This is a genomic window from Ruminiclostridium cellobioparum subsp. termitidis CT1112 (assembly GCF_000350485.1).
Lineage (GTDB): Bacteria > Bacillota > Clostridia > Acetivibrionales > DSM-1351 > Ruminiclostridium > Ruminiclostridium termitidis.
In genome coordinates this window covers 348,094-370,120 of the sequence record NZ_AORV01000026.1, presented here as the reverse complement: position 1 = coordinate 370,120, position 22,027 = coordinate 348,094, and the positions used below count along the sequence as shown (strand labels likewise).

The window sequence follows — 22,027 nt, the reverse complement described above, 5'->3', positions numbered from 1 at the left end:
GTAAAGATGAGAGATTATTACAAATTAATTTTAAATGGATTCATAGAGATATATGAACGGCGAGAACTATATATAAATAGACAAGAGAATGTACGCGTAGTCCAAGTTGTTCCTGAAAAAGAATTTAAAGAATATACGGATAGATATAATCATGAGTCATACAGAGAGATAAATGCAGCAATAGAAAAAATAGTACGAGAAGGATTGGCAGAAGCTGTTTGCAATGCTTCTGGAAAATATTTAAAAATAAAACTAGTTGCTTCTAAAATTGATGAAATCTATGAAATACTGAAAAAGAAACCAATTCCTTTGCTATGTGAAAAAATGAGGAAAACGCTGCTAAAAGTTGATTTTCATGGAAATAAATTAATAATGGATTTCTGTAAAGATCAATGGGCATTGATGGAAGAATGTAAGGATATTCCATATGGGATTGGGTATGATAATGAACAGCTTGCAAAAGTAGTTAGAACTTTGCAGGCCATTATGGATTTGAAACAAGAGACATACGTAAGGAATTTTTCTACAGCATTATATAGGGATTCAAAAGAGTTTCAAAAGAATATGCGTAATACTATTCAAAGTATTTTATATGATTATAGCGATATTGTTGTTGAAAAAGAGAGAGTTTTGGAAATGTACAATCTCTTTGATAATCCAACTTATGTTATGATTAAGGGAAATGCTGTTATTGAGATTGGTACAACCAAAATTATTTTGTCAGAAATTGATGGCGGCATTGCGATTCCCAATGCTGCGTTAAAAAATATAATTAATTGTAAAATATGTACAGATAAAGTAATTACAGTAGAAAATCTTACAACTTTTCATGACACAGATGAAAAAAAAGGGGTTACTATTTACCTTGGTGGATTTCATAATGAAACAAAGCAGAGGCTATTAGAATTAATATACCTGCAGAATGGGGAGGTAAAGTATTTCCATAAAGGCGATTTAGATGTCTATGGTTTTGCTATATTAGAGAATCTCAAAGAAAAAACAGGTATACCATTTGAACCATTAGAAATGGACATTGAAACACTAAAAAAATTCTATCAGTGCGGATTATATAAAAAATTAACTTCTGCTGATAAAAGAGCTATGAAATTGAACAATCTTATAAAATATAAAGATGTTTTTGATTTTATGATTTTACATGATTGTAAGGTTGAACAAGAATCTGTAAAGGCATTGATGCTAATTTGTAAGGAATAAACATTTGATAATCTGGAGGAAGAATAATATTCGCACATTTTGCTTTGATAAATGTACTTTTCGCAACAGGAATACCAGTTGAAGGAGCATTGTGTCTTATTACCGAAGAGAAATAGTTGAAAACTAGGGATATTGTGGGAGGCAATAAGTGTAATGAGTGATGCTAAATTTACAGATGATATTTTAAAAATATTAGTAGAAAAGGGTGGATACGACCGTCCTATGGACTATTTGTACTATTTAACTTTATCACCATATAAATTACAAGATGACTGGAATGACGTACTTGGTTTGGCATTGAAGGAAATGAATTATCCATCCACTATGATTATAAAGGAATATCATGACATTAAATTTTTGTTTACAAATAGTGTTGAATATTATGAGAATAAGTTAAAACAAGTTCTTATTGGAGTAAATAATGAAAGTTATTTTTTTTATTTTTATATGTTAGCATGTGAATATTATGATGTTCATACGGCCATATATTGCTTTTTATATGAGCAAAAGGGAAAACGGTATGGCTCATTTTCTTTGAATGATATTGAGTTTTCAGTATTAGATGAGGGGCTGCTGAAAAATGTTATTTTTAGAGGAATAAACCAAATAGGTCGATATAAAGAGCAACTTATCTCACGTTTGGTTACAGATGGTTATATAGTTCAGTATGCTTTGTATTATACAACATATTGTAATTTTAGTGAAAATGGAAAAACAATTTTAAAAGAAGATGTTGAAAAAATTTTTTCATTACTAAATTCAATAGTTTTATTATGTACAGCAGAGCAATCAATATCTAATAATTTTGGTAATTTGAGCAAGGTAATTGTTATTGAAAATTATATGGTAGGAACAACAGAACTTGAAAATAAATTTCACAGATCAGGATATGATAGTTTTTTGGAAGCATAGGAAGCCATAATATCATACAAAACAGAAAATTGTTATCAAATGGAGAAGAATTTTAAATTAAAATATGGGTTTAATTTAAAAGAATTGGCTGTTTTCATTAATAGTAGCGATATTTTACATTTGAAAATTGAAAACGGAAGAATAATCGGAAATTTATGCGAAATAAATCTTCCTCAAGAAATATCTCAAAAAATAGTAACTTACTTTTCACAATCAGTATACCAATATTCATTAAATGATATTAAGTATAAATTTGAGCGAAATCAATTCAGATTGATTTATAAACCAATACCAATAATGAAAACTGGAGAAATGTTATTGCCATTAAAGACTTTGCTATATTATACATATTATAGAATCCAAAGAGATATTTATCATAATTTGATAAAAGAATTAGAAGCCGATAATGGTATATTCCATAATAAGTTGACAGATGAATTAGTAGATAGGATATATGAAAATATAAATAATAAAAAAATTAAATGTATGAAACATTATTATATTAAAAATTGCGGAAGTAAGTTAAAAGAAAGGGAAATAGATGTACTTTGTTTATATGAAGATACAGTGTATTTAATAGAATGTAAAGATGTGGATGCCCCATTTGAGCCATTTGGTATATTTAATGATAATAGAGAACTAAAAAGTTTCTTAAAAATTTTACGTGAAAAAATTTTGGCTGTAGATAAACAGAGGGAAAGTTATTGCAATTTATTCGGAAGTAAAATTAGTAATGTCAAAGGAATTATTGTATATAGAGAATTTAATGGGAAAATTATAGAGGAAATGGAAACTGACTTACAGGTACTGACAGAGCATCGGTTTATGAAGTTTTTTGACAATTAAATGAGAAAGATCCTATAAAAAATATACCTTTCGCCAAGGCCCCACCAGCTTCAAACGGCATCTTTTTTGGCGTACCTTAGGGCTAAAAAATGAAAACTTTGAAGCAGACCTTGTATTCATGCGGGTTTTCGCGGTTGTAGGCTAAAAATAATTCTGAAAAGTGCTGTACCAGAAATGGTACGGCATTTTTGACTTTTGTTAATATATATCCGAACAAGGCTTGTAAAAACTGGATTTCTATTTTATTCTTAAATAAAAGAATCCCCAAAGGAGAAATCTGATGGAAAATGAAAAAAAGCCAAGGCTTTTGCTGGTTCTTAAAATGCTCCAAAGGACAGATGTTGAACATCCGCTTAACACAACGGAAATCATAAACAAATTAAAACAATGTGGTGTTGAGGCTGAACGAAAGTTCGGTTTCTACTGCGGCGCTGCTGGAGGAAGGCAGTTTCATCAATGAGTCTAATAAGGTTGAAACAGAAAGTGAACTTGAGAAGATCAGGATCCTACTCCATGCAATTACCGAAAACAAAGTAGTATCATTTCAAATAATAATGCCCCGTCAATTTAACGGAGAAGCCTTTTATCGAAACGGACATAAAAAAGAAGTAAGACCATACTACATATTTCTTGATGATGGAAAATATATCTTACTGGCTCATGATGAAAAAAGCAATGAATTGGATTGCTTTGAGATAGCTCTCCTCAATAAGTTAATGATTTTGGACAAACCTGCTGCCTCTCAGATTAATGTATGGACAGGCATAAAAGAGTACTATTTAAGGTGGTATATAGACAGAAAGCAAAATTTATTTTCCCCCAGTTTTGAAACAGCAACATTGCTTTGTGATGATATCATTCAACAAGAAGTTAAACGAAAATTTGGCAACGAATCGCTATTCTTTGAACGGCCGTTTAATAAATGTATGGCTATTGTTGATATTACAGATCGAAATGACTTTTTTCAATGGTTGCTTCACATGGATTCAAAAGTAAAAATATTGAGTACAGAAGAACTGCAAATTCAGTTTGTGGAGTATGTCCGGCGAAGATATACCGATTACCTAGAACAGTATCGTTTATAAAATCAGTGACATTGCAAAGTGTTAAACATCCTTTATTGAATAGAATTATTTATTATAACATTATGGAGGAAAATGGGAATTTTTAGCGAATAATATATTATATAAATAAAGAAACATCGATATCTTTGTATTTGATATAAATAGCTCAGACGGTGAAGTTTAAAAAAATGGGGGATACGTGGTGGATAAGGAGAATGCGATTAAATTATTTGAAGATAAAAGAGTCCGTGTTTTATGGGATGATAAAAAAGAAAAATGGTTTTTCTCTATTATTGACGTTATTGAAGTGCTGACTGGAACTGATCGCCCCCGGAAATATTGGAGCGACCTGAAATCTAAACTTAATTCAGAGGGGAGTCAACTGTCCGAAAAAATCGGACAGTTGAAAATGAAAGCCGAAGACGGAAAAATGCGTTTGACCGATGTTGCTGACACGGAGCAACTTCTGCGTTTGATTCAGTCAATCCCATCTCCAAAAGCAGAACCTTTTAAAATATGGCTTGCAAAGGTTGGAGGGGAAAGAATAGACGAAACCGCTGATCCTGAACTTGCAATTGAACGTGCCCTCGAAACATATCTCAAAAAGGGATATTCAAAGGAGTGGATTGACCAAAGACTGAAAACCATAGAAGTTAGAAAAGAACTGACAGATGAGTGGGATAAACGAGGGGTTCAAAAAGGTATTGAATATGCAATATTGACGGACGAGATTTCTAAATCCTGGGCAGGATTAACTACCAAAGAATATAAGAATCTCAAAGGCTTAAAGAAAGAAAATTTGCGAGACAACATGACAAATCTTGAATTGGTTTTGAATATGCTTGCAGAAGCCTCAACTACCGAAATTTCCAAACAAAAAGAGCCGGAAACCTTTGAAGAAAATAAGACCGTGGCTCGGCAAGGCGGTCAGGTTGCAAATGCAGCCAGAAAGCAACTTGAAGAAACAACAGGAAAAAAAGTTGTAACAAGCAAGAATGTAAAGAGTATAAAAGAGATCAAGGAGTAGTGGAATCACTGTATTTGGTACCAGTTATGGATATAATGGGAAGTTGGGCTTAATGAGGCATGCTGAATATTATGGCAATGATTGGAAGCGTGCCAGGCTATGTTTCTCTCATTATAAGAAATAAGTACAAACACAACCATTTAAGGTAAATGTCTATGCTTATAGTACCAATAGGAAACAGGGGCAGGTACCCATTTTAACGTTGTAGGAGATGAAAATAATGCTTTCTTTTATTCATTTGTCGGATATTCATTTTAGAAATTATAGTGGAGATCCGTATGATATTGATGAAGATTTAAGAAATGAACTGATATATGATATTTCGCACTGTTTAACAAAACAGATTGCTACTGTAGATGGTGTGCTGATATGTGGAGATATCGCATTTAGTGGGAAAGCTAAAGAATATGAAGCTGCAACAGACTTTTTAGATAAAATATGTGATTCACTTAAGCTTGACAAGTCTCGAATATTTTGTGTACCTGGAAACCATGATATCGACCAAAGCGTCACAAAAGGTGTCTTGAGCGTAAAACTTTTACAAAGCAAACTTGAATCGACAGAGACCCTCGTAGCATATAGTGAATATTTAGGACAAGTTTTTCGTAACTCTCAGGATGCAGAAATGCTGTATGCACCAATAGCATGTTACAACGAAAAATTTGCGGCGCAGTACGGTTGTAGTCTTGTACCAGATAAGCTTGTATGGAAGCAAGACATCAAACTTAATGATGACTACAATTTATGTCTAATAGGAATTAACTCTACAATTATATCTAATGAAGAAGATCGCAGGAGCGATGGTACCGAACGGCCAATGCGTATAGTATCAATGCAAATACCTAATCGAAAAGATGGTACGATTTATCTTAGCTTATGTCATCATCCTCCCGAGTGTTGGGTTGACCCCGAACATAAATTAATCACGAAAATGAATGAAAGGGTAGCTATTCAGTTATATGGACATAAACATCTCCAAAAGATTCAAAAAACAGAAAAAGGATTAATTGTCGGAAGCGGAGCTACACATCCATCACGCTTTGAAGCAGGATGGATACCAAGGTATAATTGGATTACACTTGACCTTAAGCTAATTGAGAGAAAAACTGTTTTGGAGATTAAAATCTATTCTCGTGTTCTAGATAAGATGGAGAATAAGTTTGAGCCTGATAAGACAATTCTTAATGGGAAAGAGTATGAGGAGTTTACTGTAAACTTGATGGAACAAGATTCAGTTAACATGGATGAGGCAATGCTAGCAGTCGAACAAGTAGTCGAGCCCTTAACACTTTCCGTGCACTCTTGGGAGCGCGACTTTATTTATAGCTTTATGAATCTCCCATTTTTTTGCAGACAGTCGATTTTAAAAAAATTAAAACTGGATAGGCTCGAAGATGAAGGGGTAAAGCATATTGAGTTACTCGACAATATTATTTGCAGAGCAAAAGAGCAAAATTGTGTATCACAACTCTTAAAAGAGCTTGATACAGAAAGAGAAAGGATGGGAAGATGATGAATAGTAATTTTAATGAATGGTACATTGATGTATGCATTACTCGGCAGGAAGGTCAAATTGAAAAAAGAAAAGAGAGTATTGAAAAATACGCAAATAATATCTCACTTGACGAAATCATAACATTGGTAAAATTATATTATGGCATGCCAGTTGAGGTCGATAAGAAAGAGGCATTCGCATCTGTGTTCACCGCAAATGATCCAGCATTCTCTGTGAGGTATACAGAAGAACTAGCCCTTTTAGCGGGTGCTGCATTAGTGGAGATTACAGAGAAAAAAAGAGGATATGATAGTCTTGCAGAACTGTTATCACTTACTACTTTGTTCTGCCGAAAGATTGTCTCATCTGCAGGGATTATTAATGCTATAAAGAAACAGTTTGATAAAGATAGAATTGAGCTAAGGGAGGGTAACAATAATAAAGAAATTAGTTTCCCATCTAAAACGACGGTTGCTAACTTTAAAAAGCATATTGAGCAAAACGCCTGGGATGATGTCGCACCTACAAAACTCTTGGAAATATTGAGTAAATTTCAAGAGAACTTCGCTGCTTTTAAAAGTGGCTTAGATGCTCTTCAAGAAACACAAAGTGTTTATAGAGAAGACTCACAATTACTGTGGTGGATGACATCAGAATGGAGCAACACGCTAAATTGCCATCTGAAGACATTAGAAAAGGGCAGCGGATGCCTTATGCTCGGATGTGAAGCAGCTGATTTCATCTCAAACTATCCCGGTCCATACGCAATGGAAGGGGTAATCAGCAAAATGGTAAGTACATGCAAGGGCAAATCAGAGAAAATTGAACTGGCTGATCTGGCTATGAAGACATATGACACCTGTAAGGAAAATGTAATAAATAAGATAAAAAAGTCGCCTTTGATCGATCATTTGCCATTAAATAATGCAATTATTTGTTCAAGCAATGCTGAAAAAGCTGAGGAATGGTATCCAAGGTTCAAGCGAGAATTTATAACTCTTGAAAATGATATCTGTTTATCTCCGTTGGAATACGCTTGGCAAATGTATCTTGAATGGATGGCACAGCGTTGTTACGAAACATTATTGGATAACTAAGGGGGCGTAAGATATGGATGAGAATGCTGTTGAGCGAGATACTGAAAACCTGAACGGATTAGAGAATAAGCATGAAAAAAATGGGGAGGAGACCACAGTAGTTCCGCTGCCCATCGGAAGAGAGCTTTCTGCAATAGATACATATCCTGTTTCAGCAACTGAGAGATCTCGTTTCTTTGTAATTGTAGGAGCAACCGGAAGTGGAAAAACTACTCTCATCACCTCAATATACCATTTCTTTTTACTTGGAAGTTATAAGGATCAATACCTTTTTGCTGGGTCAAAGACGCTTGCGGCTTTTGAGGAACGGGCCTTTTACTTACGAACAACATCTATGCATTCTAATGTTGAGATGAGAAGAACGCCTAGAGGCTCAATCGATAGTATTTTACATCTTAGAATAAAAAAACTTGAGACAGATGAAATTGAAAACTTGCTATTTTCAGACTTCTCGGGCGAAGATTATAGTGGTGTTTCGGCAAATGTCGTTGCTGCAACAGAAGATTTTCCGATAATTGGTTCGGCAAGTCACATAGTTCTATTATTAGATGGTGAAAAAACAGCTAGCAAGAAGTATAGGTTAGCTGAGTTACAGCATATGATTCATATATTACGTGCTTTTTGGGATGGTCATCTTGTAAAAAAAGGATCACAAATTATCATTGCTGTAAGCAAATATGACCTTGTCCTTGCTGCAAATGATAGTTCTTTTGATAAATTTATGCAAAGCATCCTTGATAAAATAATAGAACAGATACCTGACTTGAGGGATAGATGCACTCTTCATCTTATTGCTTCCATGCCGAACGATACGACGAAACTTGCAGTTGGATACGGAATCGATAAGTTACTAGATGCCCTTCTTGATTCTCCTCAGTACTGTGCATACAAATATGATGCTCCTTCCTTAGAGTCACAATTTAATTTGTGGAAAAGGAGAATGGCATAATGGATTCGAAATCTTGCTTTATTTTAGGATTGCCATCTGCGGGGAAAACATCATATTTAGCAGCATTGGCATATTCCTTACAACAAAAACAAGTTGAAACAAAACTTCATTGGGAATCGTTTTCTGGAGATCACCAATACTTGGCAAGCTTGGCAGAAACGTGGCTTACGGCTGAACCAGTATCTAGGACAAGTACAGGGCTTCAGCAAACATCTTTAACAATCTGTTTAAGTGATTGTGAAGGTAAAATCTTTAATATTACTTTCCCAGATCTTTCGGGAGAAACATTTCAAAAGCAATACGTTGATCGAGAGATAGATGGATCCATGGCGGATAGTATCATTAATGGCAATGGGATTTTGGTTTTTATCAATCCGAGAGAAATTATTGAGCCAGCATTAATTTCAGAGCTTCCGTTAGAGCATAGACTAAAACCAGTTCCCAATACTGAAATTCTAGAAAGAGAACCCGCAAACGCTGATCCAACAGAAGTTCAGATTGTAGAGCTTCTACAAGACATTGAATTTTTGACCAAAAATAAAAGGTACAAAAAAGTACCTTTATCTATTATCGTTTCAGCATGGGACATAGTAGATGCTTCATATTCGATTCCTGAAACCTGTATAAGAGAGCGAATCCCATTATTGTGGCAGTTCCTCAAAGCAAATGATGATATATTTCTTACATCGTACTATGGTGTAAGTGCACAGGGTGGTTCTCTTGATACAGGTGAAGAATCCGAGTACCTGATAGACCAATTTGAAACAAATCCTGCGGAAAGAATTGTGGTTGTAAATAACGCAGGAGAAAAGTCGCATGACATTACATTACCATTGTGGGAGGTAATGAACAAATAGCTGGAGATGTTAATATGATTAAAATACACCAAGCAATATGGGGATACTCAAGTGGGCATCACTTACTAGCATCCTCTGGTTCACTTTCAAATCAATCAATAAAAATGTTAGAACCATTAACCGATTTATCCGGTTCAGAAATGGTTAGCGCATTCGACGGTTATTTGACGGGGTGCCCTTTGCAGTCAGATAACTACTATGCATTAAGCAAAACCTGGTATGCACAAGAAATGAGCCGCCCGGGATGCGTTTGGACACATACTTTGCTGTTGGAGTATAGTTCTATAACTGATCTAAGAACTATCGACTTTGAAAGCCTCTTTCAGAGACCAAACAGTAATGAAGTTGGATGGAAAGACCGGTACAGCAAGCCGATATATGTGCTTCCTCAAAGCAAAAATGAAATAATCTCTGATTCCGATGTATGTGAGTCTGCACTTAATATGTTTTTATTGATGACGTATCACTTGGAACCTATTATTATTGCAGCAACTAATGTCAAATTTTTTAATAAGGCGCTGGAATTATTAATTGTAGAGGCTGGACTGGATTTCTTTAGTGATATTTCGTTTTGTACTGGATCCTTTTCCAATAGAGCATTAAATCGAGTTCAGCTCGATTTACAAATTGTACCTGCTAATTTATCAAAATTAGTATCTCGAACAAATCAGAAAGGCGTGATGTATACAGATATTCCCAAAAACATTGGAAATCCACACAACGATACTGCTGGTAATACAATTACGCAAGAAGAATTTTACGATATAAAGAAATTCATTCTCTTTTGTAACAGTCAATATTATAGACGTTGTTATTGGGCGATGTTTGAAGAAATTTACAAAACGATTATTAATTTAGAGGACTTTTACGTTAGCAAAACAGTAAATATTCTGCAAAATCAACTAAATGACGAAGATGTTTCAACTGTGATGAAAAAAACCTTTGAAACAATATTCTTACCCATCAAAAGTAAAGATGAAAGAAATCCTAATGCCTTGATTAAAGTTTTATTTGACTTTTTAACAATAGATCAATCCATGAGTGTAGAAAATTATATTGTGGATGAAACGCTAATAAATGTGTTAAATTGGATATGGACGCAGTATCATCAACAGATGCTGGAATCACTCCCGCAGTTAATGGATCATAATCTTAACAGGGCCGGAGAGGACACAGTTAAATATATCGCTACTCTCATTGAACTTAATGACTATTCCTTGTTGTTGCTTCAAAATGCCAATATGTGTTCGCTAATGCTTCGTTTTAATTGGAAATTGGCGCTATGTGAGGATGTGTGGAAACAACCAAAAAACATACAGGTGGAAGCTTTACGAGAACTTAGAAAATTCTCAGATGAACTCAAGAAAGAGAATAACGCATGTCGTGATATCATATATCTAATATTTAAAACAAGTAGTTATGATCTTTCGGATGAGATGTATAAAACTTTTGAGGATTCTTCAATCGAAGCTTTATTTTACTGGTACGATACCAGGAATGTTAATAATTCCACATTAAAATTGTGGTATATGCTCTGCAAAAAAAACCAAGTGTTAAGTATAAACAAGTTGGAATATGTACAAAGTTCTGCGCTATTTGAAGCAGTAATCAGTGTACTTGATCCGTATGATAATAATATAAAATCAACATCACCAGAAATATGGGAAAGGCTTTATAAAAGATTCTGCCGCGATAACAGCGCATATAGTGTTAGATCAGAGTTTGCGCAGTTTGTTTTACCTATTACATTACGATCAAACTATTTTTTTTCAAAAGAATTACTGAAATTTATTTTTATAACGGTACACAAAGTACTTGCTAATGATAGTATGGAATATCGCAGATGGGAAAGGTTATCTGTCTTGCTGCCAGAAGTTGCATGGTATAATTCTTGGGATAAGTGTAAACGTTTACGCAAGGCTGCAAAACTTAGAAAATACGACATTGATTTCGGAGATAGCACATCAATTAATAAGAACTGATGACAAGTTGGTATTAGCCTGCAAAAATCAGATGTGTAGTTCACATGGTGGACATATTAAATACACACTAGGGTTTCCTCTTTTTTCTAAGTCGCTTAGAATTAGAAACTTCATTTATCCAGAGTCAGTGCAAACAAGTCGTTTTGTTATTATATTCTTTGATAGAGTAACTGACGATAAATGTTATTCCAAATGTACTTAATGAGGTACTCGTTATAGTACAAAATGAACGTTATGTAATGTTTATACTGGGGAATAAGTCCGAGCTTCATATGTGGATAATAATGGGAATATATCAAGAACAAAAGAAAATGTATATGGAGGAATAAAAATATATAATGCCTAGAAATTATACAACTATAGAAAAAGAAATAGCTGAAACAGGGTTCTTTTCTGAATATTTACCTCCCTGTTTTAAATTAGATCCCAAAGTATTTATGAGAGCTCCCTCTGAGAGTTGTGATTTGATTGAACCATATTATTTTACGATGAGTAGATATAATAATAATGATGCTAGGCGTAATATTTTTATTCCTGAAATCGGAGCGTATACCGTTGTTCGAAATTATATCAGGCAAGAAGAGATTGTTAAAGATATAATTGAGTTTACTGAAAACAATGATGCATCATTTTCTCCTATTTTAGGCAAAAATGATAGCATTATGAGACATGAACAATCATATGGTGGAACAATGACTCAATTAATGGAATTAACTCAAATGGAGGAGATTTCTACCAATTACATTGAAAATATCGTTAAAAAGATTATTAAAGCAACCGGAGCTAAGAAAGTATTAAAGCTAGATATATCAAATTGTTTTTCCAGCTTCTATATGCATATGATACCGGCAATTTTGTTAGGTGTGGAAGGAGCAGAATGCAACTATAATAAATTTTTAAAGGATTCTAATGACCAGACAATTGATAATATTTATCGAAAATATCGTAAGCTGGACGAAGTTCTTAGACGACAAAATTTGAATAGAACCAACGGATTGCTGTCTGGTCCGTTAATATCAAAAATGATAGCAGAAGGAATTCTTACTCGCATTGACAAGGAACTAAGTAGCGAGGGTATTAGATTTTCACGATATGTTGATGATTATGAAATTTATATTTTTGATGATGACAATAAGACAATAATAAGTATTTTTACAAGGGTGCTTAAAATGTATGGATTTTCTCTTAATTATGAAAAGACGGAAGTATTTGATTTCCCTTATTATGTAGCAGAGAATTTAGAAAAGATTTTTAAAGGACTCATGAAAGAGAATTTGGATAATTCAGATTTAATGGAGCTATTTAATACATATTTAATCTTGGAGAAAAACGGCACTAAAGGAGCACTCAGATATTTGCTCAAAACATTAGAGCAAAATCCGATAGAACCAACCAGCACATCTCTATATAAAGCTTATTTGTTGACAATTATTGAAAACAATGAACGTTCTTTGACAAAGGCATGTTCTTTACTTATTAAAAACAAAGAAAGTCTGACTTTAGATGAAAAAGATGTTGTCATTATAAAGCAAATGTTAAATAGACATATTAGTTATGAGCACGATTTAGAAGTACTGTGGTTGTTACATTTGTTGATCGAAACCGGCAATATTCAAATTGATGAATTACTAGTGAAGCAAATTGTAGAAAGTAAAAATGAATTGGCTAAAATTATTCTTATACGAAAAGGTTTGCTGGGCCAGGAAAAGGTAAATCAAGTAAGTAATAATGCGTTTTCTTGGATTCTAATTTATGAACTTTATGTTTCAGGCTATATAAATGAGGGAGTTCTTATATCTAAACTTAATCTGAATAAAAATTTGCTAATGTATCAATATCTTAAACAAAATAATGTGCATTTTTGTGATTGAAAAGGTTCTATTGTTATGATCTTTTCTTACATTAATAAAAGGATTTTTAATTGTATGAAACCATATCCATATAATGCGTATAACGTATATGATTTATCGCTAATCTCATAATGATAAACATCATGATGGACAAGTTGAACTGATTATATTCTTTAGCAATAACAAATAAAATTTTTAGCCCTGACTTGACACCAGCGTTTTTTACCCACTCAAGGCATGTGGAAGCCGCAGTCCTGTTGCAACGATTGAAACACTGACGTTGCAAGGCTTAACGGGGTTGATGCAAGAAATATGCTTTGACGTGAGTGAATTCCCTCACGTCTTTTCTTTTTGGTAGAATATTAATGAGGTCTCATTTTATTATATAGATGCGAAGGACAATGAAAAATGTAAGGATTATACCCGCTAAACCGAAAGAAAATAAAAAGCTTAGAGTTGCCGCTTATTGCCGGGTCAGCACCTTCGGGCCGGAGCAACTGCGCAGCCTTGAGATTCAGATAAATGCGTACAAGAAAATGATAAAAGGCCATCCCAACTGGCTTTTTACCGGTGTTTTTTATGATATTGAAAGCGGGCTTCGAAGAAGTGGCAGAAAAAGTCTAGACAAACTACTCAGAAAAGCGACAAAAGGCAAAATCGATTACATCCTCACAAAGTCAATCAGCAGGATATCAAGAGACACTCTGGAGATTTTGAAAATCACAATATTTTTAAGAGAGCGAGGGATCAATATGCATTTTGAAAATGAGAAACCGGATTCAATAGAGGCGGATAAAGAATTTGAGATTACGCTAAGGGGTATGCTGGCGCAGGACGAAAGCCGGAATACCAACGAGAATATCCAGTGGGGAATTCAGCGCAAGTTCGAAAAGGGCGAGATTTATACGAAGTATAAGAATTTCATGGCTATACCTGTGTTGACGGTGAAATGGTCATTGTGCCGGAACAGACAGAGGTAGTCAGAAAGATATTTTACTTATACATACAAGGCCAGACGTTGGGACAAATTAAAACCTATCTGGAAGCCCAAGGAATTAAGACTGTAACAGGTAAGGACATCTGGGATACAAAAACGATTCAGAGAATGTTGACCAATGAGAAATACAAGGGAAGGGTGACACAATGCTTCAAAAGACTTTCACCGAAGATTTTATGACCGGTAAGAAAAGGAGAAATGATGGACAGCGCAACAAGTATTATGTAAAGAACAGTCATCCGGCCATTATCTCTGCTGAAGTATTCGATATGGTTCAGGAGGAAATGGCAAAGCGTGCAGTGTGACTCGTTCCTAACTGAAAAGGTTAAGCACTGTTCAAATGGTATCAACTTACAAATGCAATCCATCAAAGAACACATCAAATGAGTTGATACCATAAATTTGTTTCAAAGCTAATAGAACGCTAATGCGCACACTATAGCGACCTTGCTCTATTTTAGCAAGAATATCCTCAGTCATTGGAATACCCAAAATCTCTAACTGGGCAGATGCCTCACGTTGAGATAAATTAGCCTTTTTGCGCAAAGCTTTAAGATTGTGACCGATTGAAATGTCTTGTTTTAATCCGTTAGACATAGCTACCTCCCTAAGCGAAATTTCTTTTGCTGGATAAATATATCCATCTTGATTTTACCCTAATCACCGTGCTATAATTGGATAAATATATCCAGTTTGCATATTGGGAGGCCATGAATGATGGAAAACAGCAAGAACGAATATTTGGTCAAAATCGAAGAGGCTATTAAAGAACTGCCTAACAAGGCACAAAACGCCATCTATTGGATAATAACGCATTTTGAGTTTGTGGAAGAGATGTGCAAAAATCCAGAAATGACTAATGAGGAAATCGAAAAATATAAAGAAGAGGCAAAAGCAAAGGAAGATTATATAATGCTTGCTCTTCTGTGTGCTGCACAAACGTATAAGGAAAACAGCAATGAAACAACGGAACAGGAGAACTGATAATCCAAGGAGTGGAATGACAGGGTAACGCCTTGAAACGCTCCCCTTAATACTCCGACTGGCATTTATGGCGAAAGCTTATAGATGTCAGAAGCTCGGTGAAGTCGTCTGAGAGTGACCGTAGATTGTTAAGGTTTAACAATCCGAAAACTGTCCAGAGGTGGATGGTGTCACCTACAGGTCGGAGGTCTATAAAGTACCTATGGTCAGAATGATAAATGTTATCTGACGAATCCGCGAATGTACGGGTCTATACCTTTGGGACATAGAAATGTGTTCTGGCGTTAATTCGCAGTCAGCGTGGTAAAGTAAGAATTGCATGTATGAAATACCATAGTGCGTTACAGGCGCATTCCAACTGACAGGATTATAGTGGAGACCTACGGGTACTAATGTACTTCTGGCATACCGCAACATCAAGTCAAATACCGGTAGCAACACCGCTAGAACTGACAAACTCACCATTAAGGACATTGATAAAATACCAATGGACGAAGTGGTGGAAAAAGTAAAATTTATCGTCACTGGTAGCAAATATGGATACCGCCCAAAACCAGTAAGAAGAAAGGACATCCCAAAGCCACATGACCCAACAGCGCTCCGGCCACTTGGTATTCCCTGTATATGGGATAGGTTGATACAGCAATATGTCAAGCAGTTATGGAGCCAATATGTAAGGCGAAATTCAGCGAAAACAGCTTTGGTTTCCGTTCCAATCGGTCAGTTGAGAATCGGGCAAGTACGGCGAATAAAACCCCGTTGCAAACAAAAATCTTGGTGTGCGTACACAGCAGAGGGACGAGTAGGATTGCACGATAACCTCCGAATAAACGTTCCCCTTATGATACCAACCACTAAGAGGAGCAAGCGCAGAATATGCGGATAATCGTATCTTGCTCTTCTGCGCATAATGGGGTAAATGTGCAATACTGGGCATTCCGTTTCAGCATACCAGTGAAATCCATTGTCACCACATCACACCAAAGCAAAATGGTGGCGGGGATAAATACGAAAATCTTATTCTGGTACATGAAACCGTCCATAAATTGATACACGCCTCACGAGCAGAAAAAATACCCACCTGCTTACACAGGCACTCTTGCATGCAGCAAAGCAGCGTTTTGGTGCATCAAGTGAAAAAACGCCTCAGATAAATGGGCAGTATCTTCTCTTTGATGAAGAAATTATAGAAAATACTGTTGAGCCTGTTTTTTCGGTAATAAATATTAAAAAACGTAAAGTCCCTGTCAGGAAAAAAGGTGACAGAGAAAAGGCTGACTGAAGGATTGATAAGAGAAACTGTAGAGTACGTTATTTTATGTCAGATAATTCTTTACTGGACGAATATCTGCCATGGACTGAAAAAGCACAGCTTGAATGCGGGAATAACACAGTAGATAATAGAAAGAAGAAGCCTTGGAGTGAGCCAGCCTATGAATATGACAAAGGAATATCTCAGAGGCAAATTAGACATAATAGCTTACAGCCTGGATTTTCCATACGAGCTTGATAAACGCTACCGAAAAATGCACCGTGAGGATGACCATTACTGCGACCTAATATATTAAATGTCTCTATGAAGAAGGGGTAGGACTGTATAATGAATTATCAGACACCGAATTCAAAAAACTGATACGAGAGCAATACAACTACACAAAGAAAATTGCAAGAGAAGGCTTCTGGTAAATAACAGCTTCACATCAAAACCTGTGAAGCTGTTATTTTAGGGTACGGTATGTGTTCCAGCGCTTGCCATTTACACTAAAGTATGTTCATACCCATCCAAAATGATCTTACGGACTTGGATTTAGCGAATAGGCATAATAATTGTAACAGCAGTACCCAGATTAGGGTTGCTGGATATAGTGAACCGGTAATCGGTTCCATAAGTAAAATGGAGCTTCTCCGCCACATTACCAATCCCGATTGGGCGTATTTTTGAATGTGCTGCACAAGATTCGTCTAAATTGTTTCTGCTGAGCAATTGATCAGCTTTTTCCTGTTCCATCCCGATGCCGTTATCTGTAATAACGATTTTTATATAATTATTTTCCCTGGTTACTGCTAACTCTATAAGGCCGGAAGATCCTTTGGGGCATATACCATGCAAAATAGAATTTTCTATCAGAGGTTGTAATATATTTTTGGGGATAAGGGCTCTCTCCAGTTCCCGGTCAAAGGTGCAATTAAATAAAAATTGATCCATATAACGATATTTTTGTATAATAATATATTGATTTATTACTTCAAGCTCTGTTTCTATATGTTCGAAAAGGCTGTTTTCTTCCAGATGAATACTATCCTGCAGCAAACAAATAAATGCGCTTGTGAGCTTTATAACATCCTGATTTCGGTTTTTTCTGGCAAGATAGATGACTGAATTAAGTGTGTTATAGATAAAATGCGGATTGATCTTGGTAAGCAACAACTCAAACGATACTTTTTGTTTGGCTTCCAGATTATCCAAAGCATCCTTCATATACTGCTTTGTTTTTACGACCATATGATTAAATCCGTCCGAAATATTGGCCAGCTCACGTTCGCCTATAAGTGATACAGAAATGTCCAAATCGCCGTTTGCCACGGTTCCGATTGCCTGATCCAGCTTTATTATTTGCTTTGATACATTTATCAATCGGGGGAAGATAAAAATGAAAATAAGCAATAATGCTACAATAATAATTATAATTGCCGGAATCACAAAAGGAATATCCATAATCTTATTTACATGTTGATTACTTAAAAAAGATACGATTTTCCAGTTGCAATTATTTACAACATCGGTAAAATAATAGCCGTTTTCTGATTTTTCGAAATTTGTTTTAAGCTGTTTTACTTCCTGCAGGAACTTAGTCCTTTCACCCCCGGAAAAGTAAATCATATTGTCACGCTCGTCGAATATGGCGATCTGGCTAAAGATACTGTTTTCAGTAACAATGCCTTCCATGAGAGTATCCAGATCCAAATTTATAATAACCTGTCCGATAGCTGTTGGAACCCTGTTATTGACATTATTTATGTTGAAGATGCAGCTGATAAGGTTGAGGTGAACAAAATTACTTGTTCTGGAGGGGAAAGCGTAGTTCCCTGTAAATCCAAGATACTCTTTTGAAGAATTACCCTTTAGCGCATATTTCTCAAACCAATCAATAAAAAAATCATCATAGGCGCACTCACTCCAATAAGCCGACCCGTCATTGGCAATAATGCAGTAACTGTGAATGTAATCTTTTAACAATATGTTATTTTTAATATTCTGCAACAAATGAGTCACGTTCTTCACTTTCTCCGAAGCTGATTTATAATCGCGCCGTTCAATGAATGCGCGCATATCACTGTTCAGCGATAAATATTCACTCAGCCTGTAAATTTCGTCTACAGAGTTTTCAATTTGGGTTAGATTTTTCTGTGCCTCATGATTTCCGAATTTTGCAATATTTGTTTGCATATTTGGAATAAATATATAATAAAAAATACCTGCAAATGAAATCAAAACAATAAATACAACTGCAATCAGTCGAGACATGACAGAATACTTTATTCCATGCTTCATAATCGGTATCCTTTTCCAGTGTTATTAGCGCAAGATAAAAATTATTATTTGTAGGAATGCTGATTTCGGTATTCGTACGGGGTTTTTCCGGTAATTTTTTTAAAAGTTTTGCTTAAGTACTGACTATTTGAGATTCCTATCTGTTGAGCTATATCACGTATTTTCATATTTGTACTGCAGAGCAGTTCCTTTGCCTGCAATATCCGATAATCTGCCAAATATTCGTGAAAAGCCTTTCCTGTTTCTGATTTGAATTTTCTGCCTATGTACATGCTATTGCTGTTAAGCAAGGCTGATGCTTCGCTTAAGGAAAGCCAGCTGTTATAATTTTTTTTGATATAATTAATGACAAAACAAGTAGATGCGGATAAGCCGCTTTTTAGCGTATTGCTGCGGTAAAGCTCGCTTAACTGCAGCAATAAATATTCGGATACACTTTCAACATCTAAAAGCTGTGAAATCTCTGTTTTGTTCTTTATAATATCCATGCCGAATCCCGACAATAGTAACAGGATCTGGTTAACACATTTTGAAAACAGTCCGAAATCTTCCATTTTACGAGCCCGATCCAGTACATCTGAGGTCTTATCCACCATTTCCTGATAAGAATTTAAAAACCCATCGCGGTTGATAAATGAAATATCCAACTCAGCGGCGATGCTATGGTTTATTTGCCCCGATATCTGCATTGCAGGAATTTTATGAAATATATACAACGGCAGGCACTTGTGCAATAATTCAAAATCATGATGAAGTGTCTCGAGTTTTGATGCGCGAGGGAGGTAAACAGCAAAAAAATTCATGCCAAACTTCTGAAGCAAGTCGTTCTGAATCGTATTTATAAGCTGCCGGACACAAAACAAATAGTCTTTGCCGCTCGTAACATTTTGGATACAGTTCGTCATGACAACTAAATCACCATTCTGTTCAAAAATATTTGTTGTATGGTTTTCGGGAATACTCAGCTCAACGGGGCTGCCCGTATAGGACGAGAAAAGGCTGTGTTCCTTGCTGCCCCTGAGCAGAAATGGAACAAGGGCAGTGAGCATAATTAGCGTAAACTGCTTGCGATAGGGTGATAAATGCGCCTGCTCCAGGATTGAGAGCTGGGCTGTCGTTAAATGCTGCTGAAGATAGTTTTTCAGTGCGTGCGTACGTATCAAAGTATTTTCATTTTCCTGTTTTTCTATTTTTGCTCTTACTTTTTTCATTACATCCAGAAGCTTTTCCGAAGTCATCTCATGCTTGACAAGATACGTAAAAATGCCCACGTCAATAGCCCTCTGAGCATATGAAAAATTCATATATCCGCTAAGAATTATAAAAGTAACAAATGGAACAATTTCCTTGATCTTTTTGCACAGTTCAATACCATCCATCCCAGGGAGCGATACATCCATAAATACTATGTCCGGAGAACACTGCTTCACCAGTCTCAAAGCATTGTCAGGACTATAAGCCCATCCTTCAACAATAAATCCGCTATTTTCCCAGTCAATTAGTGTTAAAAGATCTGATATTACAATAGATTCGTCATCTACGAAAGTGACTTTTAGATTTCTCATGTCTTACGCACCTTGTTTTCCATACAAATGTCTATATATTTATATAAATTTCTATATATTATTGTAAGCAAATGACCGTATTAGTATTATATCAAAAGCCCGCAGGAAACTCAATAAATATATAAATAATGTACAAAACCTATAGTTTGAAGTATTGTTTCTTTCGTCAGATTTACTAAAATTATAGATAAAGTGTGGTATTCCCGATTGAAACGGACGAATACCCGTAAATAAAACTGTAAAGGAGAAATGAAAAATGCAAACAAGAAAGAAAAGATTAGCCAGAGCACTTTCGCTGGTACTTTCGCTGTTGATGCTCCTGACTGTTGCTGCTGGGTGCGGAAGTGCAAACGAGCAGGACAATAACGGCACATCCACTCCTGCAACAAAGGCAAAAACCGGCAATGAACAGGCCGACGGCCCGGTACCAATCACAATGTGGGGATGGAACGCAGGCGAAATTGAGAAAATTGTTGATGCCTATATTAAGCTCACCAATGCAAATATTTCTCTGGATTATGTCACGGTTCAGCAGATGGAAGCCTTCCAGAAGCTACAGACAACTATTAATGCAGGCCTTGATATGCCTGACATAGTACCAAGTGAAATCAATCAGCGCGGTACTATGATGTCACTTGATATCTGGGAAGATCTGAGCAAGGAACCATTTAATTTTGATGAATCTCTTACTTTTGATTATTTTATGCCTCTGTGTAAAAATGAAAAGGGAGAACTGGTTTGCCTGCCATATGATGTTAGTACTGCAGCTTTGGCATACAAAAAAGAAATGGCAAAGCAGTACCTTGGAACAGACGATCCCGAGGAGCTCCAGAAAATGCTTCCTGACTGGGATACATTTAAAAAGGTAGGATTAGGGGTTCGTGATAAGTCAGACGGGAAAATATTCATGTTTGCCAGCCTTACAAACGTAAAGCAGATTATAGACGGCCAGAATCCGGCTCCGATCATAAAAGACAATGTGCTCGACATGGACAGCTCAGTCAGAAAGACTGTTACAAGAATGGTTGATTTCAGAGATAGCGGGATTGTTGATAATATTATCGAATCTTCACCGGCGTATAATGCATCCTATGCTGAACGCAAGCATATTTTCTATCCGTGTGCTTCATGGAGTCCCAACTATGTCATTACGCCAAATGATCCGGATGGCGTTGATGCCTGGGGCTTGATGATTCCCCCGGAAGGCTGCTTCAGCTGGGGTGGATCAGGCTTTATGATTCCGAGAAAAGCATTGCATAAGCAGGAAGCGTTTAACCTTATAAGCTGGTTCTTAACTGAAGAAGGAACGAAATCCCAGCGTGAAACTGTCAGGTTCAACATCAGCAATAGGCAAGCTTATGACGATCCGGAATTTGCAAAGTTAACTGAAAAAAGCTTTGGCGATCAAAACTTGGGGCAGATCTTGTTTGTTGAAGCAATGAAGAATATCAATGTGCGCCCTGTTTCTGTACATGATGTAGTGATCACCGATACATTCAACTTGGTAACTGAAGCAATTAACAACGACAGGACAATTGGCGTGGACGGTGCTCTTGAGATGATTGAGACAGAATTAAGAAATAAGATACCAGACTTGAAATAATAAAGAATAAGTTTGGAAGTGGAGGGGGCCC

At 35.9% G+C, this 22,027-nt stretch carries 23 protein-coding genes; 19 read left to right on the top strand and 4 right to left on the bottom strand.

The features are described from left to right. Positions 1-6: 6 nt before the first annotated feature. From CTER_RS08765 to CTER_RS28750, 15 genes are all read left to right on the top strand, one after another. The gene (locus tag CTER_RS08765) at positions 7-1,215 is read left to right on the top strand and encodes a Wadjet anti-phage system protein JetD domain-containing protein (protein WP_004624909.1); all 1,209 of its coding nucleotides are present in this window, start codon (positions 7-9) and stop codon (positions 1,213-1,215) included. Positions 1,216-1,368: 153 nt separating this feature from the next. Continuing rightward, positions 1,369-2,127: a hypothetical protein gene (locus CTER_RS08760; RefSeq protein ID WP_004624859.1), complete on the top strand. Its 759-nt coding sequence runs from the start codon at positions 1,369-1,371 to the stop codon at positions 2,125-2,127. A gap of 39 nt (positions 2,128-2,166) precedes the next feature. Then, positions 2,167-2,973: a hypothetical protein gene (locus CTER_RS08755; protein WP_004624938.1), complete on the top strand. Its 807-nt coding sequence runs from the start codon at positions 2,167-2,169 to the stop codon at positions 2,971-2,973. A gap of 280 nt (positions 2,974-3,253) precedes the next feature. Continuing rightward, positions 3,254-3,433, top strand: a complete 180-nt coding sequence (locus tag CTER_RS28255; protein ID WP_165585956.1) for a hypothetical protein — start codon at positions 3,254-3,256, stop codon at positions 3,431-3,433. Continuing rightward, complete coding sequence (locus tag CTER_RS08745) at positions 3,369-4,058, top strand: WYL domain-containing protein (RefSeq protein ID WP_040760566.1); 690 nt, start codon at positions 3,369-3,371, stop codon at positions 4,056-4,058. The genes CTER_RS28255 and CTER_RS08745 overlap by 65 nt, the downstream gene beginning before the upstream one ends. A gap of 181 nt (positions 4,059-4,239) precedes the next feature. Next, positions 4,240-5,064 carry a BRO-N domain-containing protein gene (locus CTER_RS08740; protein WP_004624803.1) on the top strand — a complete coding sequence of 275 codons (825 nt, stop codon included), beginning with the start codon at positions 4,240-4,242 and terminating at the stop codon, positions 5,062-5,064. Positions 5,065-5,284: 220 nt separating this feature from the next. Continuing rightward, on the top strand, positions 5,285-6,577 hold the full coding sequence (locus CTER_RS08735) for a metallophosphoesterase family protein (protein ID WP_004624860.1): 1,293 nt from the start codon (positions 5,285-5,287) through the stop codon (positions 6,575-6,577). Then, a complete protein-coding gene (locus CTER_RS08730; RefSeq protein WP_004624962.1) occupies positions 6,574-7,656 on the top strand; it encodes a GTPase-associated system all-helical protein GASH in 1,083 nt (360 codons plus the stop codon). The genes CTER_RS08735 and CTER_RS08730 overlap by 4 nt, the downstream gene beginning before the upstream one ends. 13 nt (positions 7,657-7,669) lie before the next feature. Next, positions 7,670-8,605, top strand: coding sequence for a TRAFAC clade GTPase domain-containing protein (locus CTER_RS08725; RefSeq protein ID WP_004624977.1), 936 nt, complete (start codon positions 7,670-7,672; stop codon positions 8,603-8,605). Then, complete coding sequence (locus tag CTER_RS08720; RefSeq protein WP_004625076.1) at positions 8,605-9,462, top strand: TRAFAC clade GTPase domain-containing protein; 858 nt, start codon at positions 8,605-8,607, stop codon at positions 9,460-9,462. The genes CTER_RS08725 and CTER_RS08720 overlap by 1 nt, the downstream gene beginning before the upstream one ends. A gap of 14 nt (positions 9,463-9,476) precedes the next feature. Further along, entirely contained in the window at positions 9,477-11,444 is a 1,968-nt protein-coding gene (locus CTER_RS08715) for a GAP1-N1 domain-containing protein (RefSeq protein ID WP_004624951.1), read from the top strand. A gap of 338 nt (positions 11,445-11,782) precedes the next feature. Further along, complete coding sequence (locus CTER_RS08710; RefSeq protein ID WP_004624861.1) at positions 11,783-13,315, top strand: RNA-directed DNA polymerase; 1,533 nt, start codon at positions 11,783-11,785, stop codon at positions 13,313-13,315. A 380-nt stretch (positions 13,316-13,695) separates the two neighbouring features. Then, on the top strand, positions 13,696-14,274 hold the full coding sequence (locus tag CTER_RS28760; RefSeq protein WP_040760564.1) for a recombinase family protein: 579 nt from the start codon (positions 13,696-13,698) through the stop codon (positions 14,272-14,274). Then, positions 14,244-14,471, top strand: a complete 228-nt coding sequence (locus CTER_RS28755) for a recombinase family protein (protein ID WP_242834952.1) — start codon at positions 14,244-14,246, stop codon at positions 14,469-14,471. Before CTER_RS28760 ends, CTER_RS28755 begins: the two co-directional genes overlap by 31 nt. Further along, a complete protein-coding gene (locus CTER_RS28750; RefSeq protein ID WP_242834951.1) occupies positions 14,438-14,596 on the top strand; it encodes a recombinase family protein in 159 nt (52 codons plus the stop codon). Before CTER_RS28755 ends, CTER_RS28750 begins: the two co-directional genes overlap by 34 nt. A gap of 46 nt (positions 14,597-14,642) precedes the next feature. Here the strand turns inward: CTER_RS28750 and CTER_RS08695 are convergent, their stop codons facing one another. Further along, positions 14,643-14,888 carry a helix-turn-helix domain-containing protein gene (locus CTER_RS08695; protein ID WP_004625094.1) on the bottom strand — a complete coding sequence of 82 codons (246 nt, stop codon included), beginning with the start codon at positions 14,886-14,888 and terminating at the stop codon, positions 14,643-14,645. Positions 14,889-15,005: 117 nt separating this feature from the next. Between CTER_RS08695 and CTER_RS08690 the strand changes: the two genes are divergently transcribed. The 3 genes from CTER_RS08690 to CTER_RS08685 all read left to right on the top strand — a co-directional run bounded on the left by CTER_RS08690 (position 15,006) and on the right by CTER_RS08685 (position 16,557). Continuing rightward, positions 15,006-15,275: a hypothetical protein gene (locus CTER_RS08690; protein ID WP_004624940.1), complete on the top strand. Its 270-nt coding sequence runs from the start codon at positions 15,006-15,008 to the stop codon at positions 15,273-15,275. 926 nt (positions 15,276-16,201) lie between these two features. Continuing rightward, a complete protein-coding gene (locus CTER_RS29150; RefSeq protein WP_341349517.1) occupies positions 16,202-16,429 on the top strand; it encodes an HNH endonuclease in 228 nt (75 codons plus the stop codon). Continuing rightward, entirely contained in the window at positions 16,375-16,557 is a 183-nt protein-coding gene (locus CTER_RS08685; RefSeq protein ID WP_040760562.1) for an IS66 family transposase, read from the top strand. The genes CTER_RS29150 and CTER_RS08685 overlap by 55 nt, the downstream gene beginning before the upstream one ends. A gap of 51 nt (positions 16,558-16,608) precedes the next feature. Here CTER_RS08685 and CTER_RS28250 read toward each other — a convergent pair whose 3' ends face one another. The 3 genes from CTER_RS28250 to CTER_RS08670 form a co-directional block, all read right to left on the bottom strand. After that, positions 16,609-16,749: a hypothetical protein gene (locus tag CTER_RS28250; RefSeq protein WP_165585955.1), complete on the bottom strand. Its 141-nt coding sequence runs from the start codon at positions 16,747-16,749 to the stop codon at positions 16,609-16,611. Positions 16,750-17,082: 333 nt separating this feature from the next. Then, entirely contained in the window at positions 17,083-18,828 is a 1,746-nt protein-coding gene (locus CTER_RS08675; protein ID WP_004624777.1) for a sensor histidine kinase, read from the bottom strand. 44 nt (positions 18,829-18,872) lie between these two features. Beyond that, a complete protein-coding gene (locus CTER_RS08670) occupies positions 18,873-20,393 on the bottom strand; it encodes a response regulator transcription factor (protein ID WP_004625033.1) in 1,521 nt (506 codons plus the stop codon). A 256-nt stretch (positions 20,394-20,649) separates the two neighbouring features. On the opposite strand from CTER_RS08670, the gene CTER_RS08665 reads away from it, so the two are divergent. Then, positions 20,650-21,996, top strand: coding sequence for an ABC transporter substrate-binding protein (locus CTER_RS08665; protein WP_004624925.1), 1,347 nt, complete (start codon positions 20,650-20,652; stop codon positions 21,994-21,996). The last annotated feature ends 31 nt before the right edge of the window (positions 21,997-22,027 follow it).

Coding starts and splice junctions, on each gene's coding strand:
- CTER_RS08695 (WP_004625094.1), bottom strand. CDS start 14,888: ATGTCTAACGGATTAAAACAAGACATTTCAATCGGTCACAATCTTAAA.
- CTER_RS08710 (WP_004624861.1), top strand. CDS start 11,783: ATGCCTAGAAATTATACAACTATAGAAAAAGAAATAGCTGAAACAGGG.
- CTER_RS08765 (WP_004624909.1), top strand. CDS start 7: ATGAGAGATTATTACAAATTAATTTTAAATGGATTCATAGAGATATAT.
- CTER_RS08755 (WP_004624938.1), top strand. CDS start 2,167: ATGGAGAAGAATTTTAAATTAAAATATGGGTTTAATTTAAAAGAATTG.
- CTER_RS08675 (WP_004624777.1), bottom strand. CDS start 18,828: ATGAAGCATGGAATAAAGTATTCTGTCATGTCTCGACTGATTGCAGTT.
- CTER_RS08715 (WP_004624951.1), top strand. CDS start 9,477: ATGATTAAAATACACCAAGCAATATGGGGATACTCAAGTGGGCATCAC.
- CTER_RS08690 (WP_004624940.1), top strand. CDS start 15,006: ATGATGGAAAACAGCAAGAACGAATATTTGGTCAAAATCGAAGAGGCT.
- CTER_RS08725 (WP_004624977.1), top strand. CDS start 7,670: ATGGATGAGAATGCTGTTGAGCGAGATACTGAAAACCTGAACGGATTA.
- CTER_RS28250 (WP_165585955.1), bottom strand. CDS start 16,749: ATGTCTAATTTGCCTCTGAGATATTCCTTTGTCATATTCATAGGCTGG.
- CTER_RS08735 (WP_004624860.1), top strand. CDS start 5,285: ATGCTTTCTTTTATTCATTTGTCGGATATTCATTTTAGAAATTATAGT.
- CTER_RS28255 (WP_165585956.1), top strand. CDS start 3,254: ATGGAAAATGAAAAAAAGCCAAGGCTTTTGCTGGTTCTTAAAATGCTC.
- CTER_RS08665 (WP_004624925.1), top strand. CDS start 20,650: ATGCAAACAAGAAAGAAAAGATTAGCCAGAGCACTTTCGCTGGTACTT.
- CTER_RS08670 (WP_004625033.1), bottom strand. CDS start 20,393: ATGAGAAATCTAAAAGTCACTTTCGTAGATGACGAATCTATTGTAATA.
- CTER_RS08720 (WP_004625076.1), top strand. CDS start 8,605: ATGGATTCGAAATCTTGCTTTATTTTAGGATTGCCATCTGCGGGGAAA.
- CTER_RS08760 (WP_004624859.1), top strand. CDS start 1,369: ATGAGTGATGCTAAATTTACAGATGATATTTTAAAAATATTAGTAGAA.
- CTER_RS28760 (WP_040760564.1), top strand. CDS start 13,696: ATGAAAAATGTAAGGATTATACCCGCTAAACCGAAAGAAAATAAAAAG.
- CTER_RS08730 (WP_004624962.1), top strand. CDS start 6,574: ATGATGAATAGTAATTTTAATGAATGGTACATTGATGTATGCATTACT.
- CTER_RS28750 (WP_242834951.1), top strand. CDS start 14,438: ATGCTTCAAAAGACTTTCACCGAAGATTTTATGACCGGTAAGAAAAGG.
- CTER_RS28755 (WP_242834952.1), top strand. CDS start 14,244: ATGGTCATTGTGCCGGAACAGACAGAGGTAGTCAGAAAGATATTTTAC.